19 protein-coding genes are annotated in these 17917 nt (G+C 39.2%); 1 reads left to right on the forward strand and 18 read right to left on the reverse strand.

The window, feature by feature from the left end:
- Nucleotides 1-165: 165 nt before the first annotated feature.
- The 6 genes from GN217_RS06685 to GN217_RS06710 form a co-directional block, all read right to left on the reverse strand.
- Nucleotides 166-1446, reverse strand: a complete 1281-nt coding sequence (locus GN217_RS06685; RefSeq protein ID WP_156855905.1) for a Glu/Leu/Phe/Val family dehydrogenase — start codon at nucleotides 1444-1446, stop codon at nucleotides 166-168.
- Between the two features lie 120 nt (nucleotides 1447-1566).
- Complete coding sequence (locus GN217_RS06690; protein WP_156855906.1) at nucleotides 1567-2148, reverse strand: genetic competence negative regulator; 582 nt, start codon at nucleotides 2146-2148, stop codon at nucleotides 1567-1569.
- A 139-nt stretch (nucleotides 2149-2287) separates the two neighbouring features.
- On the reverse strand, nucleotides 2288-2590 hold the full coding sequence (locus tag GN217_RS06695) for a hypothetical protein (RefSeq protein WP_156855907.1): 303 nt from the start codon (nucleotides 2588-2590) through the stop codon (nucleotides 2288-2290).
- 13 nt (nucleotides 2591-2603) lie between these two features.
- Nucleotides 2604-3182 (reverse strand): CPBP family intramembrane glutamic endopeptidase, encoded by a 579-nt coding sequence (locus GN217_RS06700; RefSeq protein ID WP_370459738.1) that lies wholly within the window; start codon nucleotides 3180-3182, stop codon nucleotides 2604-2606.
- The gene (locus GN217_RS06705) at nucleotides 3157-4707 is read right to left on the reverse strand and encodes a RecQ family ATP-dependent DNA helicase (protein ID WP_156855909.1); all 1551 of its coding nucleotides are present in this window, start codon (nucleotides 4705-4707) and stop codon (nucleotides 3157-3159) included. Before GN217_RS06705 ends, GN217_RS06700 begins: the two co-directional genes overlap by 26 nt.
- On the reverse strand, nucleotides 4700-5782 hold the full coding sequence (locus tag GN217_RS06710; protein WP_156855910.1) for a YpbB family protein: 1083 nt from the start codon (nucleotides 5780-5782) through the stop codon (nucleotides 4700-4702). The genes GN217_RS06705 and GN217_RS06710 overlap by 8 nt, the downstream gene beginning before the upstream one ends.
- An 85-nt stretch (nucleotides 5783-5867) precedes the next feature.
- Between GN217_RS06710 and GN217_RS06715 the strand changes: the two genes are divergently transcribed.
- Nucleotides 5868-6098 carry a ferredoxin gene (locus tag GN217_RS06715; RefSeq protein WP_156855911.1) on the forward strand — a complete coding sequence of 77 codons (231 nt, stop codon included), beginning with the start codon at nucleotides 5868-5870 and terminating at the stop codon, nucleotides 6096-6098.
- A gap of 103 nt (nucleotides 6099-6201) precedes the next feature.
- Here GN217_RS06715 and GN217_RS06720 read toward each other — a convergent pair whose 3' ends face one another.
- The 12 genes from GN217_RS06720 to GN217_RS06775 form a co-directional block, all read right to left on the reverse strand.
- On the reverse strand, nucleotides 6202-7326 hold the full coding sequence (locus tag GN217_RS06720) for a hypothetical protein (RefSeq protein ID WP_156855912.1): 1125 nt from the start codon (nucleotides 7324-7326) through the stop codon (nucleotides 6202-6204).
- The gene (locus GN217_RS06725; RefSeq protein WP_156855913.1) at nucleotides 7319-7855 is read right to left on the reverse strand and encodes a sigma-70 family RNA polymerase sigma factor; all 537 of its coding nucleotides are present in this window, start codon (nucleotides 7853-7855) and stop codon (nucleotides 7319-7321) included. The genes GN217_RS06720 and GN217_RS06725 overlap by 8 nt, the downstream gene beginning before the upstream one ends.
- 372 nt (nucleotides 7856-8227) lie before the next feature.
- On the reverse strand, nucleotides 8228-8641 hold the full coding sequence (locus GN217_RS06730) for a DUF4430 domain-containing protein (protein ID WP_156855914.1): 414 nt from the start codon (nucleotides 8639-8641) through the stop codon (nucleotides 8228-8230).
- Nucleotides 8642-8652: 11 nt separating this feature from the next.
- Nucleotides 8653-10434 (reverse strand): ATP-binding protein, encoded by a 1782-nt coding sequence (locus GN217_RS06735; protein ID WP_156855915.1) that lies wholly within the window; start codon nucleotides 10432-10434, stop codon nucleotides 8653-8655.
- A complete protein-coding gene (locus tag GN217_RS06740) occupies nucleotides 10434-11153 on the reverse strand; it encodes a response regulator transcription factor (RefSeq protein WP_156855916.1) in 720 nt (239 codons plus the stop codon). The genes GN217_RS06735 and GN217_RS06740 overlap by 1 nt, the downstream gene beginning before the upstream one ends.
- A gap of 184 nt (nucleotides 11154-11337) precedes the next feature.
- The gene (gene ccsB, locus GN217_RS06745; RefSeq protein WP_156855917.1) at nucleotides 11338-12528 is read right to left on the reverse strand and encodes a c-type cytochrome biogenesis protein CcsB; all 1191 of its coding nucleotides are present in this window, start codon (nucleotides 12526-12528) and stop codon (nucleotides 11338-11340) included.
- 45 nt (nucleotides 12529-12573) lie between these two features.
- Entirely contained in the window at nucleotides 12574-14214 is a 1641-nt protein-coding gene (gene resB / locus GN217_RS06750; protein WP_156855918.1) for a cytochrome c biogenesis protein ResB, read from the reverse strand.
- A gap of 72 nt (nucleotides 14215-14286) precedes the next feature.
- Nucleotides 14287-14859, reverse strand: a complete 573-nt coding sequence (resA, locus tag GN217_RS06755; protein ID WP_156855919.1) for a thiol-disulfide oxidoreductase ResA — start codon at nucleotides 14857-14859, stop codon at nucleotides 14287-14289.
- 75 nt (nucleotides 14860-14934) lie between these two features.
- A complete protein-coding gene (locus tag GN217_RS06760) occupies nucleotides 14935-15657 on the reverse strand; it encodes a pseudouridine synthase (protein WP_156855920.1) in 723 nt (240 codons plus the stop codon).
- Between the two features lie 243 nt (nucleotides 15658-15900).
- Complete coding sequence (locus GN217_RS06765; protein ID WP_156855921.1) at nucleotides 15901-16431, reverse strand: spore maturation protein; 531 nt, start codon at nucleotides 16429-16431, stop codon at nucleotides 15901-15903.
- Nucleotide 16432: 1 nt separating this feature from the next.
- Complete coding sequence (locus tag GN217_RS06770; RefSeq protein ID WP_156855922.1) at nucleotides 16433-17017, reverse strand: nucleoside recognition domain-containing protein; 585 nt, start codon at nucleotides 17015-17017, stop codon at nucleotides 16433-16435.
- Nucleotides 17011-17907, reverse strand: a complete 897-nt coding sequence (locus GN217_RS06775; protein WP_156855923.1) for a serine hydrolase — start codon at nucleotides 17905-17907, stop codon at nucleotides 17011-17013. Before GN217_RS06775 ends, GN217_RS06770 begins: the two co-directional genes overlap by 7 nt.
- Nucleotides 17908-17917 lie beyond the last annotated feature (10 nt).

A 17917-nucleotide genomic window follows, 5' to 3' on the forward strand; every position in this document is an offset into this window, starting at 1 on the left:
ATATTCTACTATAATTTGCTTATCGGATAAACCAAGATGGTTAAAAACAAAAACTTATATTCTACTGAACGTCAGCAGTCTAAAAATGGTAATTGTATCTTACCCAACAGAAAAAACCCCTATCCTAAGATGATAAGAGTTTTTTGTGTGATTAGCTTAAGTTTCTTATACCCAACCGCGGAACCTTGCTGCTTCGGCCATTTTACGGACCCCTATCATATAAGCAGCTAGCCGCATATCGACTTGCCTCGTTTCGGAAAGATTGTAAATGTTATTAAAAGAATCAATCATAATCTCATGTAGTTTTTGATCAATTTCTTCTTCAGACCAGTAATAACCTTGGTTATTCTGTACCCATTCGAAATAGGATACTGTTACTCCACCAGCTGAAGCAAGTACGTCAGGCACTAAAAGAATATCTCGATCGGTTAAAATTTTTGTCGCTTCAGCTGTTGTAGGCCCATTGGCAGCTTCGACAATAATACTCGCTTTAATATTATGTGCATTCTCCCGTGTGATTTGATTCTCGACTGCAGCAGGAATGATAATGTCACAGTCGAGTTCAAACAACTCTTTATTCGTAATTGTATTGTCGAACAGGTTGGTCACCGTGCCAAAACTGTCTCTCCTGTCAAGAAGATAGTCAATATCAAGGCCATCAGGGTCGTGCAGTGCACCGTGTGCATCCGCAATTCCCACAATCTTTGCCCCTTGATCATAAAGGAATTTCGATAGATAACTACCCGCATTTCCAAACCCTTGAATGACGATACGGGCCCCTTGAATATCAATTCCGCGTTTTTTCGCAGCTTCGTTTAGTACGATTGTAACCCCTTTTGCTGTAGCAGATTCTCTACCATGTGAACCACCAAGAACAATCGGCTTCCCGGTAATAAATCCTGGATTATTAAATTCATCAATCTTACTGTACTCATCCATCATCCAGGCCATGATCTGTGAATTCGTGAATACGTCTGGTGCCGGAATATCTTTCGTCGGTCCAACGATTTGACTGACAGCACGAACGTAACCACGACTAAGCGTTTCCAATTCACGGAAGGACATATGGCGCGGATCACAAATTATTCCACCCTTTGCTCCGCCATATGGTAAGTTGACAATACCCGCTTTCAAACTCATCCAAATGGATAAGGCTTTTACTTCTTTTTCCGTTACGTCTGGATGGAACCTAATGCCACCTTTCGTCGGGCCTACTGCATCGTTATGCTGGGCGCGATATCCAGTGAACACTTTCACCTTGCCATCATCCATACGTACCGGAATGCGAACAGTCATCATACGAAGCGGGTCTTTTAATAGCTCATATACCTCATTGGAGTATCCCAACTTTTCCAAAGCCGTCATAATTACTGCCCTTGTTGAACTTAAAACATCTAGATTTTCATGATTTTCTTCGGTAGAATCTACTGCTTTATCGGCTACCATGAAATTTACCCCCTAGAATACATATATTAATAAACCTTCTACTAAGAAGTTAGTATACACTTTCACTGTAAATATGCAATTAAAATACTATGGAACACCTATATTATTTGTCAGTTGAAACTAGTTGTAAAAATGATTCATAATCTGTTTTACAGCCTGCTTTTCATAAATAATTTTCCCGTATTCCTTTAGACGATGGGAAGTAAGAATACTTGAATGAGAATACTCCGACATGATTGCAATGATGCTTTCTTTTTCAATATCGGGAAGGGACTCTTCATCAAATAACATATAATAATGATCATCCAAATAATATACTTGCCCATCTTCTATTCCAAGTGGCGATAAATAGGATGCAACGTCGATTAAATCTTCAATGTCCTCAAATAAAAATATTAATTCATGGCTTTCGTCAAGTGTCACTTTCATTTCAATAAAATCTTCGTCTTCATTTTCCATATCACTCATTTGCGTCACGACTACATGCATACCTTGAGCCTGCATCATGAAAACTTGAACAAGCAGCATTCCATCAAGTTCTATATCTAATTCATCACTTGCATCATACATCATTTCACTAAATAAACTCCGGACACTAGCTGCATCGTGCCATATTTCATCACTCGTGAAACCACGCTCAATTAAATCGTCAAAAGTCAAAAATATGGTGAACTGATGACTGGATAGTCTTTCCACACGCATACAGTATCCCCCTTAAAAAATATTACTTAACAACAAAGACAACGGTCTATACATGCAGATGAAACATTGGATGTATACAATACTATATGCAATTAATCAATTTTTAGGTAGTAAGCTAATCCGTAAAGTCTGTTCCTTATTAGAGTTTATGCAACAGAGTCGTAATTTCATCCTGCCAGACATAAATTGCCGTTCCCAATCCCGCTATAACAATAATCACCGTAAAAAGAAATCGCAAGAGTGGCTTGCTTAACTTAATTTTAGTCCGTTTATTTTTCGTATGTACCTCTTTTCTCGGAGGTAAATTCAAAACATCAATCTCATTTATGATTTGATCAGCGAACAATTCTTCATCATTTTCATTTCCTTCTTCAATATCCTGAAAAAGGGTCCTCAACTCATTCGCTTGATCTTCCTCTTTATGTTCAAGCTGCGTACTCAACTTAGAAAGCACCTCACTTTTTGAAGCGAATAAATAATCCTAAAAGAAAGTCTACTATAAAATGAAGTGTAATAGTAACAAAAAGATTTTCCGTTAATAGAAAAAGGTAACCTATTAAAAGACTGATCACCAATATGGATAGGAATAATACCGGTTTCCTTAAATAACGGAGATGAACGAGTGCAAATAATATACTTGCAGGTATATATCCGATTGTACTTTGGATCACACCGCGGAATAGTAGTTCCTCTGAAATTGCTACTAGTAAAGCTATACCAAAAATAAACGAAATGGATCTGTTTCTAAAAATCCTTTCATTTATTCCGCCATCATCAACTGCAGATTCAGGCAGCAATCTAATTAATAGCAAGTCCATCCCGACGATGAATATAGCAGGTAGAACACCAAAGTAAATAACTTCCTGTGTGTCCCAAACAAATAAAGTTGTCCAATCACGAAATCGATCAAATAAAAACAAGCTTAACAAGAGAGCAATTCCAAGAAATATCCCTTGGGAAAACAATAGATTAATTTTTAGTTCCCGATCTGATAATTGTTTGATTAATTCACTTTGCTTCATGTTCTGCTCCAAGTAGTAGCTTTCGAAGTTTTCCCCTCCAATCGGTATCTTTCTGTAGACTAGGGGGTAACGCTTGAGCTTCCCATTGTTCAAGATCGATCCCACAGTTACTGCAGCACTCAAAGATTGGCGGATCATAACCCGATTGAAACTTTTTATACAACTGCTTCCGTAAGCAATCATCTGACTCAGCCCAACGAATCATCTCTTGCAACTCTTCCATTTTATACAGACTTCGTGATTGGATCCACTTGACAAGATGCTCATATACATTACGCCAATGCTCAGCTTGATAGACAACTTTCTTACCATTAATCATACCATGTTTTTCAAAATGAAACCGTAAAAATCTCCATTTTATTTCACTGATTTGAAAGAGTTCATTTAAATCATGCAGCGTTTCTTTCGTCAGTTCAATTCCTTGTTCACTCAACACTTTTAACTGTTGCATAATCATCCGGATTTCACCGGATTCTGGTAATTCATTTTCAATAATACTCTTTGGAATTGCAGCATCATAACGCCCATAGAGTAATAAACAAATACTTGGTTTTCCGTCTCGGCCTGCCCTTCCGACCTCTTGAATATATGCTTCCATTTGCGACGGAATATGATAATGAATAATTAAACGGATATTCTGCTTATTAATTCCCATTCCAAATGCACTTGTACAGCAAATTACATCAATTTGATTATTCATGAACTGTTGTTGAATCTGGATTCTATCGATTGGCTCTACGCCACCATGATAGAAAGCAACTTGAAGTTCAGGTAATTTCTCTGTTAAAATACGTGCAAGATTTTCAGCTTGGATTCTGCTCGAGAAATAAATTAAAGCAGGTCCATAATGTTTATTGAGGTATATAGTTAATAATTCAAGCTTCTCTTGATCAGAAGTTACATCTTGAATCGCAAATGTTAAATTGTTCCGATCCATTGGATAGACCCGCTTCACCATTCGGGGTCGGTCCAAGCTTTTAATAATATCCGCCTGAACAGCAGGGGTTGCTGTTGCACTTAATGCCAGCACTGGTGGATGATGCAAATTTTCAATTACCTTGCCAAGTTTTAAATAATCCGGACGGAAATCATGTCCCCATTGGGAAATACAATGGGCTTCATCGATAACGAATAAACTAATTTTAAGTTGCGACAATCGCTTGAGTAGCTGCGGCTGCTGCAATAATTCTGGAGAGATATAAAGTAATTTATAATGATGCAACTGTTCCATTACCATCTGTCTTTCGGAATAGGTGACAAAGCTATTTAACGCAACAACTCTTTTAAAGTTTTTAGCTTTCAATTCTTTTACCTGGTCGATCATCAAAGATATTAAAGGTGAAACGACAACGGTCAGACCATCCAATAACAGGGATGGCAGCTGATAACAAATCGACTTTCCAGAGCCGGTCGGTAAAATGCCAAGCACGCTTTTACCTTGCAGTACATCGGAAATAATTTCTCGTTGCCCTAGGCGGAACGAATGATATTGAAAATGTTTCTGTAATTCATTTTCCAAATGAAGAGTTTCACCCATGTCGACTTCCTCCCTCCCTCAATTTGTGATGAAAGACGAGCATTAAGCGTATTTGGAAAAAACTTATCTCTGGGTGGACATTTTCTTTAATCGTCTTCAATTTAAATGAATTCGTTTCTTGAATCGCTTGTAAAATTTCCTTCGTGTCTCTTTCCGATACATAATCCGAAAAGGGGAAAGCAGGATCATACAGTGCGATTTCAGCTAAATGATCGTAAATTGTATTAATTTTTAAGCTCCGTATGCGAGAAATCTCTTCAGGAGTAAGTCCTTGCTTGAACAAATCATATGTCTTCCCTGGTGAGCCGACTAATTTTACTGTCTGGCCAAGATCAGCAACTAGCGGGTATAGAGCGCTGTAGTCTGATTGACTTATTTCAATCTTTTGCAACAACATATGTATCATACCGACCAAGAGCAAGCGGATATCAGCTGCTTCTCTGTTATACTGGATCGCAAGTTGATCGAGACTTTTCCCGTAATGATTATATCCTGAAAATCGGTCAATGAATATTTGAGCTTCCTCTTCGGGAAAAGCAGCCAGTAACTGAACAAGTTCATCATATAATTCTTCCAAGTAACTTCTCTCATTTTCTTTAATCTGCTTATAAAATTGTCGTACAAACCGTTCAGTAGCCGGCTGATGAATAACGGGAATAAACGAGAAATTACTTTCGTTCGTATTACTTAATGTTTGAACGAGTAATAGTAATCTATTATAAAATACGTCGGCTTTATCAAAATACAGAAACCCCTGAAAATAGTGAAAGGGAATTCTGCTCTGGTGAGCGGCAAGCCACGTTTCTCCCTCAGGTAAACAGCGTACTGCTTGGCGTCCCTTTTCTTCAACAGTTTCTTCCAAGAAACCTGCTTGAATTAATGCAGTTATTTTCTCATCAAAGATTTGCTTCCTCAGCCCTCTATAAATTCCAAAGAATGCCTGGTTGGAGAAAATATGGGCATCTTGAAGGGTCTGGATGCTCCTGCTGCCTGTTAGTAAATGATAAATGCTTGATGTACTCCGCTCTTGTTTAATTTGTTTTGCTGCTGTTAAGAGTATACCGTTAAAAATCAATTATCTCACATCCATTCCTAATCATCTAATTGAAATTATTCGTGACTAGTTTTACAATAAGGAGTGTTTAATGGGGGTAAAATAAATGTATGTTATCGTGAATCAGGATACTTGTATCGCTTGTGGAAATTGCGGGGCTAATGCACCGAAGTTATTTGGATATAATGAGGAAGGGTTGTCTTTTGTTAAAATTGATGGCAATACAGGGACGAAAAAGGTAAAAAGAAGATTAAGAAACGACCTTCTGGATGCTTATGAAGCTTGTCCATCTATGTCTATTCATATTAGCAAAAAGCCATTTCAAACGGACAAGTAATAGATGTTACCCAAGTCATATTATAGTAAAATTTAAAGTAACAGCCAAGTGTTTCACTAAAACTATTGAAAACTGCGAGAATCAGTTAAAATTCTCGCAGTTTTCATTTAATATCAGCGATTATATTTACAGCGGTTGGAACAGGTAGCGGTGAATTGAAGTTATAGCCTTCTAATTGATTGAACGGGAGTTGGTCAAACTGGACTTCGGTATATCCAAAGCTTTTTGCTGTTAGTAATATTGCTTCAACCATTTGAATCGTTACATCTGCTTCTTGAATAGATTCTTGTACGAACTCCACTATAACTGTTTCCCCGGCTTCTTTCACAGTGAATTCAATATCTGCATCCATCACCGGTTTAATTTGACTATCGGAGTACGACTGTTTTAGTGCATGTAATGCCTCTTCAACTGTCGAATCATTGTCCAGAGGAACAATGATATAGTTACCACCATACAAAAAATAGCTTTCCCGCTGCTTAGCGTACGTAGATAAGTCAATTGTTTGCGTCGTTTCGCTCGCGTCATTTTCAAACGTTACCTCTTCAATACCATATGGAAGGAACATTTCGCCCAATAATTGTGGTAGTAATTCATTCGAATTCGAATCCTCAAGTAACTCGTTCTGCATAGTTAGGACGACTTGCTTCGTGTCGAGATCGATTGAAAACTCTGCACCCTCCAATATATAATGATCTGGTAAAAGGTCGAAAGCATTTAATATTTCATCCAACTGTGCGTAATAACTCTCCATGTCTGCTTCTTCTGGTACAAGAAAGGTTAACGGAATAACATACTCCCCTGTTGCATTATAAGTTGCAAAGTGAATGACTTCCCTGTCTGACGGTACATCGGTAAGTACCCCGCCACTAATAAGAGATATCTCCATTAGTCCCTCCCGCTCGAATGTTTCCGTACTTTCCATATTATCGTCGGAAGTATGGGACGATTCCTCTTCTATTCCGAAAATTGCACGTTCATCGGTTGCATCTGTTTCCATTGTTGTTTGTTCCGTTATGTTATGATTGACAACAAAAGGTAAGCCCAGAAGCAAAAGGAAGATCGAAAGAGCAGCAACATAAGGAATAAATCTCTTGCTCTTTCTTTGAGATTTTCCCTTGAACTGCAAAGTCAATTTTTCATATATTTCCTGTTGGGGGCGCTTGTCCTTATGCTGGGGCAGATTTTCCAATAGTTTAATTATCTTCTCATCATCTCGGTTAGTCACCCGACTCTCCCCCTTTCTTCTCTTTCGCAAACAAATTCTTCAACTTCTTTATTGCACGGTGCTGCAAGGTTTTCACATTGCTTACTGTCATATTCAGTATCTCTGCCGTTTCTTTCAGGCTATGCCCTTGTATGTAACGGAGAACAACTACTTGTTTCTGATTAATACTGCACTTATCTAGAAGGCGATACAATACTTGCATATCCTCCTGTTGGATAACGACTTCATCTGGAGCGGCCTCTGTCGTAGGGATGAATTCCGTCCATTCACCAAGATCGACTGTTTCGTTTGTATGTTTTTTCTTTCTTTTTTGCTTACGGAAGTGATCAAATACGGCATGTCTAGCTATCGAGAAAGCCCATGTTTTTTCACTGCTGTCTCCACGAAAGCGGTCATAGGATTTAATAATACGAATATATACTTCTTGAACGATATCTTCTGCCACAGTTCTGTCTTTAACCATATAGAAGACATAATTATAAATGTCCTGATGATACGTCTCATAAAAATGATTAAACAGAGCTTTCATCTGCTTCCCCCATTCCTCCTATTAGACGTCATTCCAATCAAAAACGTTTCACATTCATTTAGCGTATGTGTTTTGCTCATTCACTAATTTTAGGGTTCTAATCGACGTTCAGTTGCCCGGCGGAAAGCGAGAGGTGCCTGGACTGCGGACCTTCAGAAGTAAGTTGCACATACTACGCTGAATGAGAGTGATTAGTAGTTCTTTTTGAAAAAGCCTTTTATATTAAAATAAGGGTGTCTTGGGATGATTTGCTTTCTTTTTTAAGGTGTGAAGTCTAAATACTTTAGCGATGAAACTTGTATGTTCTAATTATAGATCATAAAAAAGGTTGGAACAAAACTTTGATGTTATGTTCCAACCTAATCTTGCCTTTTATTGCAAATCGAGGATGATTCGATCTCCACCGCTTAAGGTGTAATCTTTAGCTGGTACGTCGGATATTTCGTCGTTTACGAATAGATGCCAGCTTGTGCCTTCTTCTTCACTGATTGCGACCCGTTCAATGGAGGTCAGCTCGTCATCTTCATCTGTTTCGATATAGAACGTATCATCTAGAACTTCCAGTAAATTTGCACCATCTTCAATTTCAACTTGCTGTTCATTAATAAATTGTTCCCCATCATTGATTGAAATCGTGAGCCGGACCTCATTTTCCGGAACATCGTTCATTTCACCAGTTTCATTTGTACTAACTGTTGTTGTCGTCTCTTCATTACTGTTCCCGCATGCTGCAAGGAATAGGAGAACTGCAAAAATGATGAGAACGTTTATTAATCGTTTGTTCATTTGTAGCAACCTCACTTTGTAATCTGTTTCTTATTGGACTGGGGAATTACAAAAGTAAAAGTAGTACCTTGCAGTAACTTACTTTTCACGCGAATCGTACCTTGGTGAGCATCGATGATGTTTTTCGCAATAGCAAGTCCAAGGCCTGTCCCTTTCTTCTCTTTATTCCTTGTCCTTGATTTATCCGCTTTATAGAATCGTTCAAAGACAAACGGCAAGTCCTCTTCAGGAATACCGCTGCCATTGTCGGCAATCTCTCCAAGAAATTCTGTTTCATTCACTGTAACTTTAATATGAACATATCCTTGTTCATCAGTGTGTCGAATCGCATTATCAATCAGATTAGTGAAAACTTGTTCGACCCTGTCCGAATCAAAAGTTGCCTGATTTGTTGTGATATTCGTAGACAGTTTTACTTCTACATGATTCTCCTCGGCAACTCGTTGGAACTTCTTAATAATCCTTTCGATAAAGGGTTCTACCTCCACTGTTTCCAGGTTCAACTGAATATGTCCTGCTTCCATTCGTGCTAAATCTAATAATTCATTAACAAGTCTGCTCATTCGCAATGATTCATCATGAATGATGGCCGCAAGTTCATTTTTCTCCGATTTAGATTCTGCTACATCATCAACAATCGCTTCACTGTATCCTTGCAGCATTGCAATCGGCGTCCGCAATTCATGTGAAACATTTGCGATAAAATCTTTCCGTAGCTTATCCAGTCTCCGTTCTTCCGTCATATCTCGAATGACGGCAACTGCGCCTCGAACATAATTCTCATCGTACAATGGTGTCATCAGCATGACATAATCTCTTCCCTGTAGATGCATTTCGTGAACGACTTCTGTTTCTCCTCCGATTACTTTCTCTAAAGCCTTCCTTAATTCATCCGGTAATTTCTGTTGGTTTGCATTCGGTTCGATATTTCTTTCAAAATACCAGTCTTCGATATACTTCTCAGCTGGTGGATTGATCACAATAATATCTTCGTTACGGTTAAGCGTTATGACTCCATCAGCCATCGATTTTACAATACTTGCGAGTTGTTCCTTTTCTTGACTAACAGCATTAATATGATACTTCAGCTGTCTTCCCATCCGGTTGAATTCCCTGGCCAGATCTCCAAGCTCATCATGAGTTAAAACAGGAACTTTCGTATTAAATTCTCCTCGTGTCAAATCGGCTGCAGCTTCTCGCATTTTAATTAGCGGAGACGTTATCCGCGTTGAAAGGAATACTGCAAAGAATACAGTAAACACAATGGCAAAGCCTGCAGCAATTAAGATGATCTTCTGTGTCTCTTCCTTCGTTTGATTTACAACATCAAGGGATTGATAAATATAGACTGCACCATCATTTAAGAGTGGCTTACCAACAATTATTGCTGCCGTTGTATCGTCCGGCAGCACAATAAGTTTTTGAATTTCCCGTTCCAAGGTAATCACTTCAAGGAGATCCGGTTCATTTTCGATCCAGTCCAAATCAATAGCACTAAGTTCATTATCACTGCTCATCGACAGCCAGAAATCCCCTGTCGGATAAAGAATTGCAATCCTGCTTGCGGGATCTTTAATTAATTCGGCTGTTTCATGAATAAAACTCCGATCATCCTGCTGGTCAATGATTGTAGCAATCTTTGTAGCTGTTTCAAGCATATCCTCTTCTGCTTCATTAATATAGAAATTCTCAAAGAACTGCATGAGAAGCATAAACAGAATGAATAAAACAATAAACACAAGAAGGATAATTGTTAATGCCAATTTAATAACAATATTATTACGCCATACCATTATTCGTCCTCAACAACCTCGAATTTATAGCCGACACCCCAAACAGTAACAATCATCTTTGCAGCTTTATCTGAAACAGAACTTAACTTCTCTCTCAGTCGCTTGACATGCGTATCAACTGTACGCAGATCTCCAAAGAATTCATATTGCCATACTTCTTTCAGCAAGACTTCCCGGTTAAATACCTTATCAGGCGCTTTAGCGAGGAAACAAAGTAATTCATATTCTTTTGGTGTCAGGTTTACTTCTTCACCATCTGCGGTAACACGGTGGGCGTCATGATCAATTGTCAGATGCGGGTATACAAGAACATCTCTTGCCGAGCCATCTGCATTTGTTAATGAAGAAGAGGTCACTCTTCTTAGGATTGCTTTTACTCGTAGGACAACTTCGCGTGGACTAAATGGCTTCACAATATAATCGTCCGCCCCGACTTCAAAGCCTTGTACACGATTTGATTCTTCTCCTTTTGCTGTTAACATTATAACCGGTGTTGATTTTTGCTTTCGTAATTCCTCACATACTTCAATACCGTCCATTTCAGGCATCATGAGATCTAGGATGATACAGTCATAGTCCTCTTCCAATGCCATTTCCAAAGCTTCGTGACCATTCTCCGCTTCATCGATCTCATAATTTTCCCTTTCTAAATACATCCGAACAAGCCTGCGGATCCTTTCTTCATCATCAACTACTAAAATTCTTACATCGGTTTCCATGAATAAATTCCCCCACAATCTCTAATCTTTCATATATTCCACTAAACTCAATTATTACAAAACCCTTACATCAAATCTCTATCAATCATTATAAACGAATCCGTAATAAATGTATAAGAAAAGAGACAAATGCAGCCGAATTCTAACGATGCGGTGCATTTGTCTCTTTTTTTATTCCTGATATTTAAGCGTATGAGTGTAATCCGGCAAGGACTAGGTTCACGACAACCAAGTTAAACATAATGATACCGAAACCTACAACAGCAAGCCAACCTGATTTTTCACCGTGCCAACCACGGGATAGACGTAAGTGCAGGAAGGCAGCATAGAAGAACCATGTAACAAGTGCCCATACTTCTTTCGGATCCCAGCCCCAGAATCTGCCCCAGGCGATTTGTGCCCATATCGCAGCAAATATTAGTCCACCGAGGGTAAAGACTGGGAATCCAATTGCAACAGCACGATACATAATCTCATCAAGAAGGTCAGCTTTCACACCGCGCAGTAAAGGCTGGATTGCAGCAGCAACCCGTTTTCTTAAAATAAGTACGGTGATCCCATAGATGAGTGTACCGGTTAATAGAGACCAGATGACCGTATTAAACTTCCTGCCAGCGTCCTCTCCTTGCATCCAGGCTGGAGCTTCGAACAACGGCTCCATTACATTCTCTGAACGTAACACACCATTATTTGGAGAAACAATTGCCGGGAGGTGGTATTCTGTCTCTATAATTTGATTTCCATCTTGATATTCAAAAGTCGCTTTATAACCCGCGATATTAAATGCAGACGTGATCACGATAAAACCAATAACTATAAACAATGTATACATAACAATTTCAAGCCACGTATTCCTTTTTGTCCGCTTCGTCTGATCAATCTCCTTAATCAGGTACATTAATCCAGCAACGAAACTGATGAACAAAATACCTTGACCAATCGCTACAGTCGATACATGAATCCAGAGCCAGTAACTATTTAGTGATGGGACTAATGGAGCTACCTCTGTCGGGAACATACTCGCATAAGCAATAATTAACATTGCAATCGGTAAAGCAAATAGTCCTAAAAATCCAAGTCGATACATAAAATAAATAATAATGAATGCAAGAACCATCGCCATCCCGAGGAATGTGACAAATTCAAACATGTTTCCAAGCGGAGCATGGCCACTTGCTATCCATCTTGTAAAGAAATACGTTAATTGTGCTAAGAATCCAAGGATTGTAATAGTGATTGCAATATTGCCAGCGACTTCTTTTTTGTTTTCTTTATTACGTTTTTCACGAATTGTCGCTCCGAAAAATAGCGTCGCAATCAAATATAAGATAAAAGCAGCAAAAAGCATATTACTGCTTAAATTGACTAAATCCATCAAACACCCTCCTATAGAAGTTAGTAGACTAGACAAATAGATATACTACTTGTCTAGCTCCTGCCTATCTTCGACCATTTTTATATTCGTTTGTTCAATCGCTTTCTCTATATCTTTCGACAAGCCAAACCAGTTCTTATTCGTATGGGCAGCCAATAATACACCATCGTCTTTCGGGTGGATCCAGACTCTGCGATGTTGCCAGTACATTCCTTGAATAACACCAATCATAAAGATAGCTGCGCCAATTCCAAAGAAGATCAATGTATGGTCCACACGTAACGTCAGGCCACTGACATAATGGGTATCGAAATCCTGAATAGCAATTTTATATTCATTCTCTCCAGTTGCATCGATATTTCTACCGATACCAAGGAAACTTATTTCAGGTTCCGTTTCGTCTGGCGGGTAGACGAGCAATACAAATGCTGGATTTCTTGGATAATTTGTTTCTGAAGCCGGTGTTCCATCATCTGCTAAATAATAATCTGGATAATACTGATCAATCACTACCCTGAAATCATTATCCAGTATGTATTCTGATTCTGGATTAAATAAATCAATGGTAAAGGAATCAATCGCTTTTGCATCTTCATCATCCGTTTCATGGATTTTAAAGGTCATACTGCTGAATTCATTCTCCTGATACCCTTGTTGATATAGTGTATATCCGTCAAATTTCGCAGGTTTATTCATTTGGATGGATTCTGTTAGAATAGGTTCCAGTTCAGGTTCAGCACCTGGTATATCCTCATTTGCATCCTTATATATGACAGCATCCGTTTGGAAATTACTAGCTACCGCTCCAGTTTGTTCGATTGCATCTTTGAATCGCTCATCATCTGGATCGTGCAAGTCTAAATGAAACTTTTTGTTTTCAATATAGTATTCACCGTTTGTTCCAGGGATAACGATTGTCTCGCCTTCCCTCACCCAGACATACTCATCAGTGAACATAATCGGGGTTGTCCGTAATATTGCTGCAAGCAGAATGATAATGAGTCCGATGTGGTTGACATATGGTCCCCATCTCGAAAACCTGCCTTTTTCAGCTAAAATATGGCCGTTCTGCTCAGTTATTTTATAACGTTGCTTCTTCAATTTTTCTTTTACTTGTTCAATTTCCGCGTCACTGACTTCTTTTGATTCACTGTAAAAACGCTGTCTGTTCAGAAATGTCTCATGACGGCGCGGCTTTTGAATCTTCAGTGCTTTGTAAAGTGGTATAAAACGGTCTAGACTACAAATAACTAAGGAGACACCAATTAAACCTAATAATAGCAAGTACCACCAAGCACTGTACATTTCATGAAATCCGAGTAAATAATAGATCTTACCAATCAACCCGAATTGATCTTCATAATAGATTGCAGGGTCCCTTGATACAGCATTCTGTGGAATGAATTGTTCTTGCGGAAAAATCGTGCCAATCATAGAAGCGACAAGCGCAAGGACGATGAGCCAGACTCCTACTTTAACGGAAGAGAAGAAACCCCAGACTTTATCGACCATTGATTTCCGGTAAGTCTGTGAACGGCGTGCAGATCCTTCATATCTCATATTAAGTAATTTCTTCTGATCATTGCCGTCAATATGCTGATTCCCTTCTACCGGTTTCCCGCATGCTTCACATAGGACCGTTCCCTCCGGGTTAATATGACCGCATTCACATTTGATCTTGTTCATTTATATCCCTCACAGTTGTCTTTACCAAATCTGGAATAAACATATTTTCTGGTAAGGTAACTTTCATACCTATTAATTTGGTGTTATTTCGTTCAAATATCCTTCCAGCAGATCCAAAGTCAAAGCACCGTTCACTACTTCCTGTATCTCGCCGTCAGGGTTAATGAAAAATGTGCTCGGAATTGGACCAACTTTATATAAATCCCTAATTTCCCCATTTTTGTCATGAGGGATTGGGAATGTCAAATCATAGCGATCGATGAAACGATCAATGACAAGCTCCGTAGTATCCAGACTAACAGCTACAATTTCCACCCCTTTATCCTTATACTTTGGATAAAGTTCTTGCATATACGGCATTTCCGCTTCACAGGGTTTACACCAAGTTGCCCAGAAGTTCAACATGACACCTTTCCCCTCGTAGTCACTTAAGCGCAACGTTTCCAAATCACTATTCTTATTGATTTGCGTTAACTGAAAGTCTGGCGCCGGATCCCCTACTCGGTAAACCGTATTATCTTTTTGCAGGTTCGATACAATGGCAAAAATAAGCGCACCAACAAGCGCAGCTAAGATGACGCCCCTATATATTAACCTGTTTCTTTTTTTTTGTTTTTTTCTCTTTTTCGCTTTCTCTATACTCATCAAAATCACTCCCAGTGTATTGTACCATCATAGCGGCTTAGAGAATTAACAATTCTATGTCAAAACTGGTACAATTTACTTCGCGATATTCTTTAATTGTTTCACTTCTTTAGGGGTCAATGGTCTCGTTTCACCGGGGGATAAACCATCCAACGTCAAGAAGCCATACCTTTCTCTTTTTAATTTTTGTACAGGGTATCCGAGTGCCTCCATCATCCTTCTTACATGACGGTTCTTCCCTTCCACCAATGTTAGTTCCAGTATCATTGTATCTTTTTTTCTATCGGCAGATAATATATTATACCGGACCGCTTTTAGTAGTTCTCTATCTGCTGTTACACCCTTTCTCAGCTTTGCCAACTCTTGTTTACTCGGGATCCCTTTCAGTTTAGCTACATAAACCTTCTCCACACCATGGCTTGGATGCATAAGTGTATTGGCAAGATCCCCATCATTCGTTAAGAGAATTAAGCCGGAACTATCATAATCAAGTCTCCCGACAGGGTAAATCCTCTCTTCGACCTCCGGAAAGAAATCAAGAACAGTCTTTCTTCCTTTATCATCTTTTGCACTTGAGATGATGCCTCTTGGCTTATACAACATATAGTACACGTGCGCTTCCTTTTCAATCGGCACACCTTCTACTTCAATCTCATCTTGGGCAGAAACTTTCGTACCCAGTGTCGTAACAACTTGATTATTTACTTTCACCTTGCCACTTGCAATTAACTGCTCCGCCTTCCTCCTTGAAGTAAGGCCGCTCCGAGCAATAACTTTTTGTAATCTTTCCAGTGCCATTCTTTCATCATCCTAAAAATTATTTTTTCGCGTTTTCCGTCCATAAGGTGAAACTTCATTCAGTGGGGGTTTCCTTCCCCCCCACTGAATGTTAGTTGAACAGAATCAGGTATTTACGGACTGTGTATCCCTACCCTTCACATATTGATTTTCCTCCATGTTTAGAAGTGGGGGTACTACAGACCGTTAATACGTGATAAAACAATAATAGCGTTTAATCTAGATTAAACGCTACAAATTAGCTTATCCAAATACAATGCTAACTATTATTATCGCAACAATTATACCAACCAGGTCCGCTAATAGTCCAACCTTAAGTGCATAACGCATCTTTTTTATTCCAACTGCACCAAAATAAATCGTAAGGATATACAGCGTCGTATCTGTACTACCCTGCATGGTCGAAGCTAATCTTCCAATAAACGAATCTGGTCCATATGTTTGAATCAATTCTGCTGTCATTCCTAGCGCCGCTGTACCTGAAATTGGTCTAATGAGTGCGAGCGGTAATACTTCCGGCGGGACTCCGATAAAAGTAAGTACCGGTGTGAGTAACCCGATCAGTGCATCCAAAGCTCCAGAACTTCTTAAAATCGTAATCGCTACAATCATACCTACCAAAAAAGGAAGTAAAGAAAATGCCAATTTGACACCTTCCTTCCCTCCTTCAACAAACAGTTCATAACTGGGCAGCTTTTTCCAAGAGGCTGTGACTAATACAATTAATAAAAAACAAGGGATGATCCATACGCTTATTGTAGTCATCCAACTCATCCTATTTCCTCCGTGACTCTTTATTATAGTAATACCGATCTATCAGAACAGCACTCGTAACACCGGCAATTGATGCAATTAAGGTTGTACCGACGATTTCAGTTGGCGAAACCGAGTTATATTGCATGCGGATGGCTATAACAGTAGTCGGAATCAACGTTAGACTCGATGTATTGATGGCAAGAAAGGTTATCATCGACCTGGATGCGGTATCAGAGTTACTCAGGTTTTTCATTTCTTGCATCGCTTTGATCCCTAATGGGGTTGCAGCGTTACCTAAGCCGAAAAAGTTCGCAGTGAAATTGGAGAGGATATACCCCATTGCCGGATGATCCTTCGGTATGTCCGGGAAAATTTTTATAATAAGAGGTCGCAATAATTTAGTGATTAGCTTAAGTATTCCCGCTGCTTCAGCTATTTTCATTACGCCAAGCCAGAAAACGAGAATGCTGATTAATCCAATCGATAACGTTACGGCTTCATTTGCACTTTCAATTATTGCTTTATTCACATCATCCATCGTACCATTCAACATCGCATAAAGGATTCCGACAATCGCCATCAGTGCCCAAATTAAATTCACCATGTTTGAATCCCTGTCACTTTACGTAATATTTCAGATAAAATAGACGAAACACTGTTTCCAGCGGTTTCTTTTACCTCTGTCTCTTTTTCAGGGCTATTTTCTGTTAACTCTTCAAATCCCCATTCAAATAAGGCGATATGATCATTCCAATCATTCCCGGCATTCAGGGTTACGACAATTAACGAATGGCCATTTTTTTCAGCTGTCGTTACAAGAGTTCTGCCGGTCTGTTTCGTATATCCGGTCTTTCCCCCTGTAGCATTCTCATAATACCCAGTCACAAGTTTATGTTTATTCCGCCAACTGTAGGAACGGTTTTCAGATAAATAACTCGTACTGCCGCTAATTTCCCGAAACTGTTTATTTTTCATCGCCTCTCTTGTTAGAAGCGCCATGTCGTAAGCGCTCGAATAATGTTCTTCATCATCCAAGCCGTGCGGGTTTGTGAAATGAGTCTGATCCATCCCTAACCACATTGCCTTTTCATTCATCAAATAGACGAATCCCTCTTCACTTTCCCCAATATGTTCAGCAATCGCGACAGCAGCATCATTTCCTGAACGCAGCATTAGCCCATAGACAAGATCTTGAATCGTAATCTTCTCCCCCTGTTCCAGATAAATAGAAGAACCTTCTGTATAAATAGCATTTCTTGAAACAGTTGCCTTCTCGTCCATTTTTCCAGATTCAATTGCAAGAATAGCTGTCATGATTTTCGTAATGCTTGCAATCGGTCTTGCTTCAAATGCATCTTTTTCAAATAAAACTTGTCCACTCTCTGCATCCATTAAGATTGCCTGTGCTGCTGATACATCTGGAGCAGCCTGTCCATGCTCAGGTAAAAAGAAAAAAAGGGAAACGCATAATATGAAGCCGAAGAATAATCGCATGCGAACTTGC

It is taken from the genome of Oceanobacillus sp. AG (assembly GCF_009746545.1).
GTDB lineage: Bacteria > Bacillota > Bacilli > Bacillales > Amphibacillaceae > Oceanobacillus > Oceanobacillus indicireducens.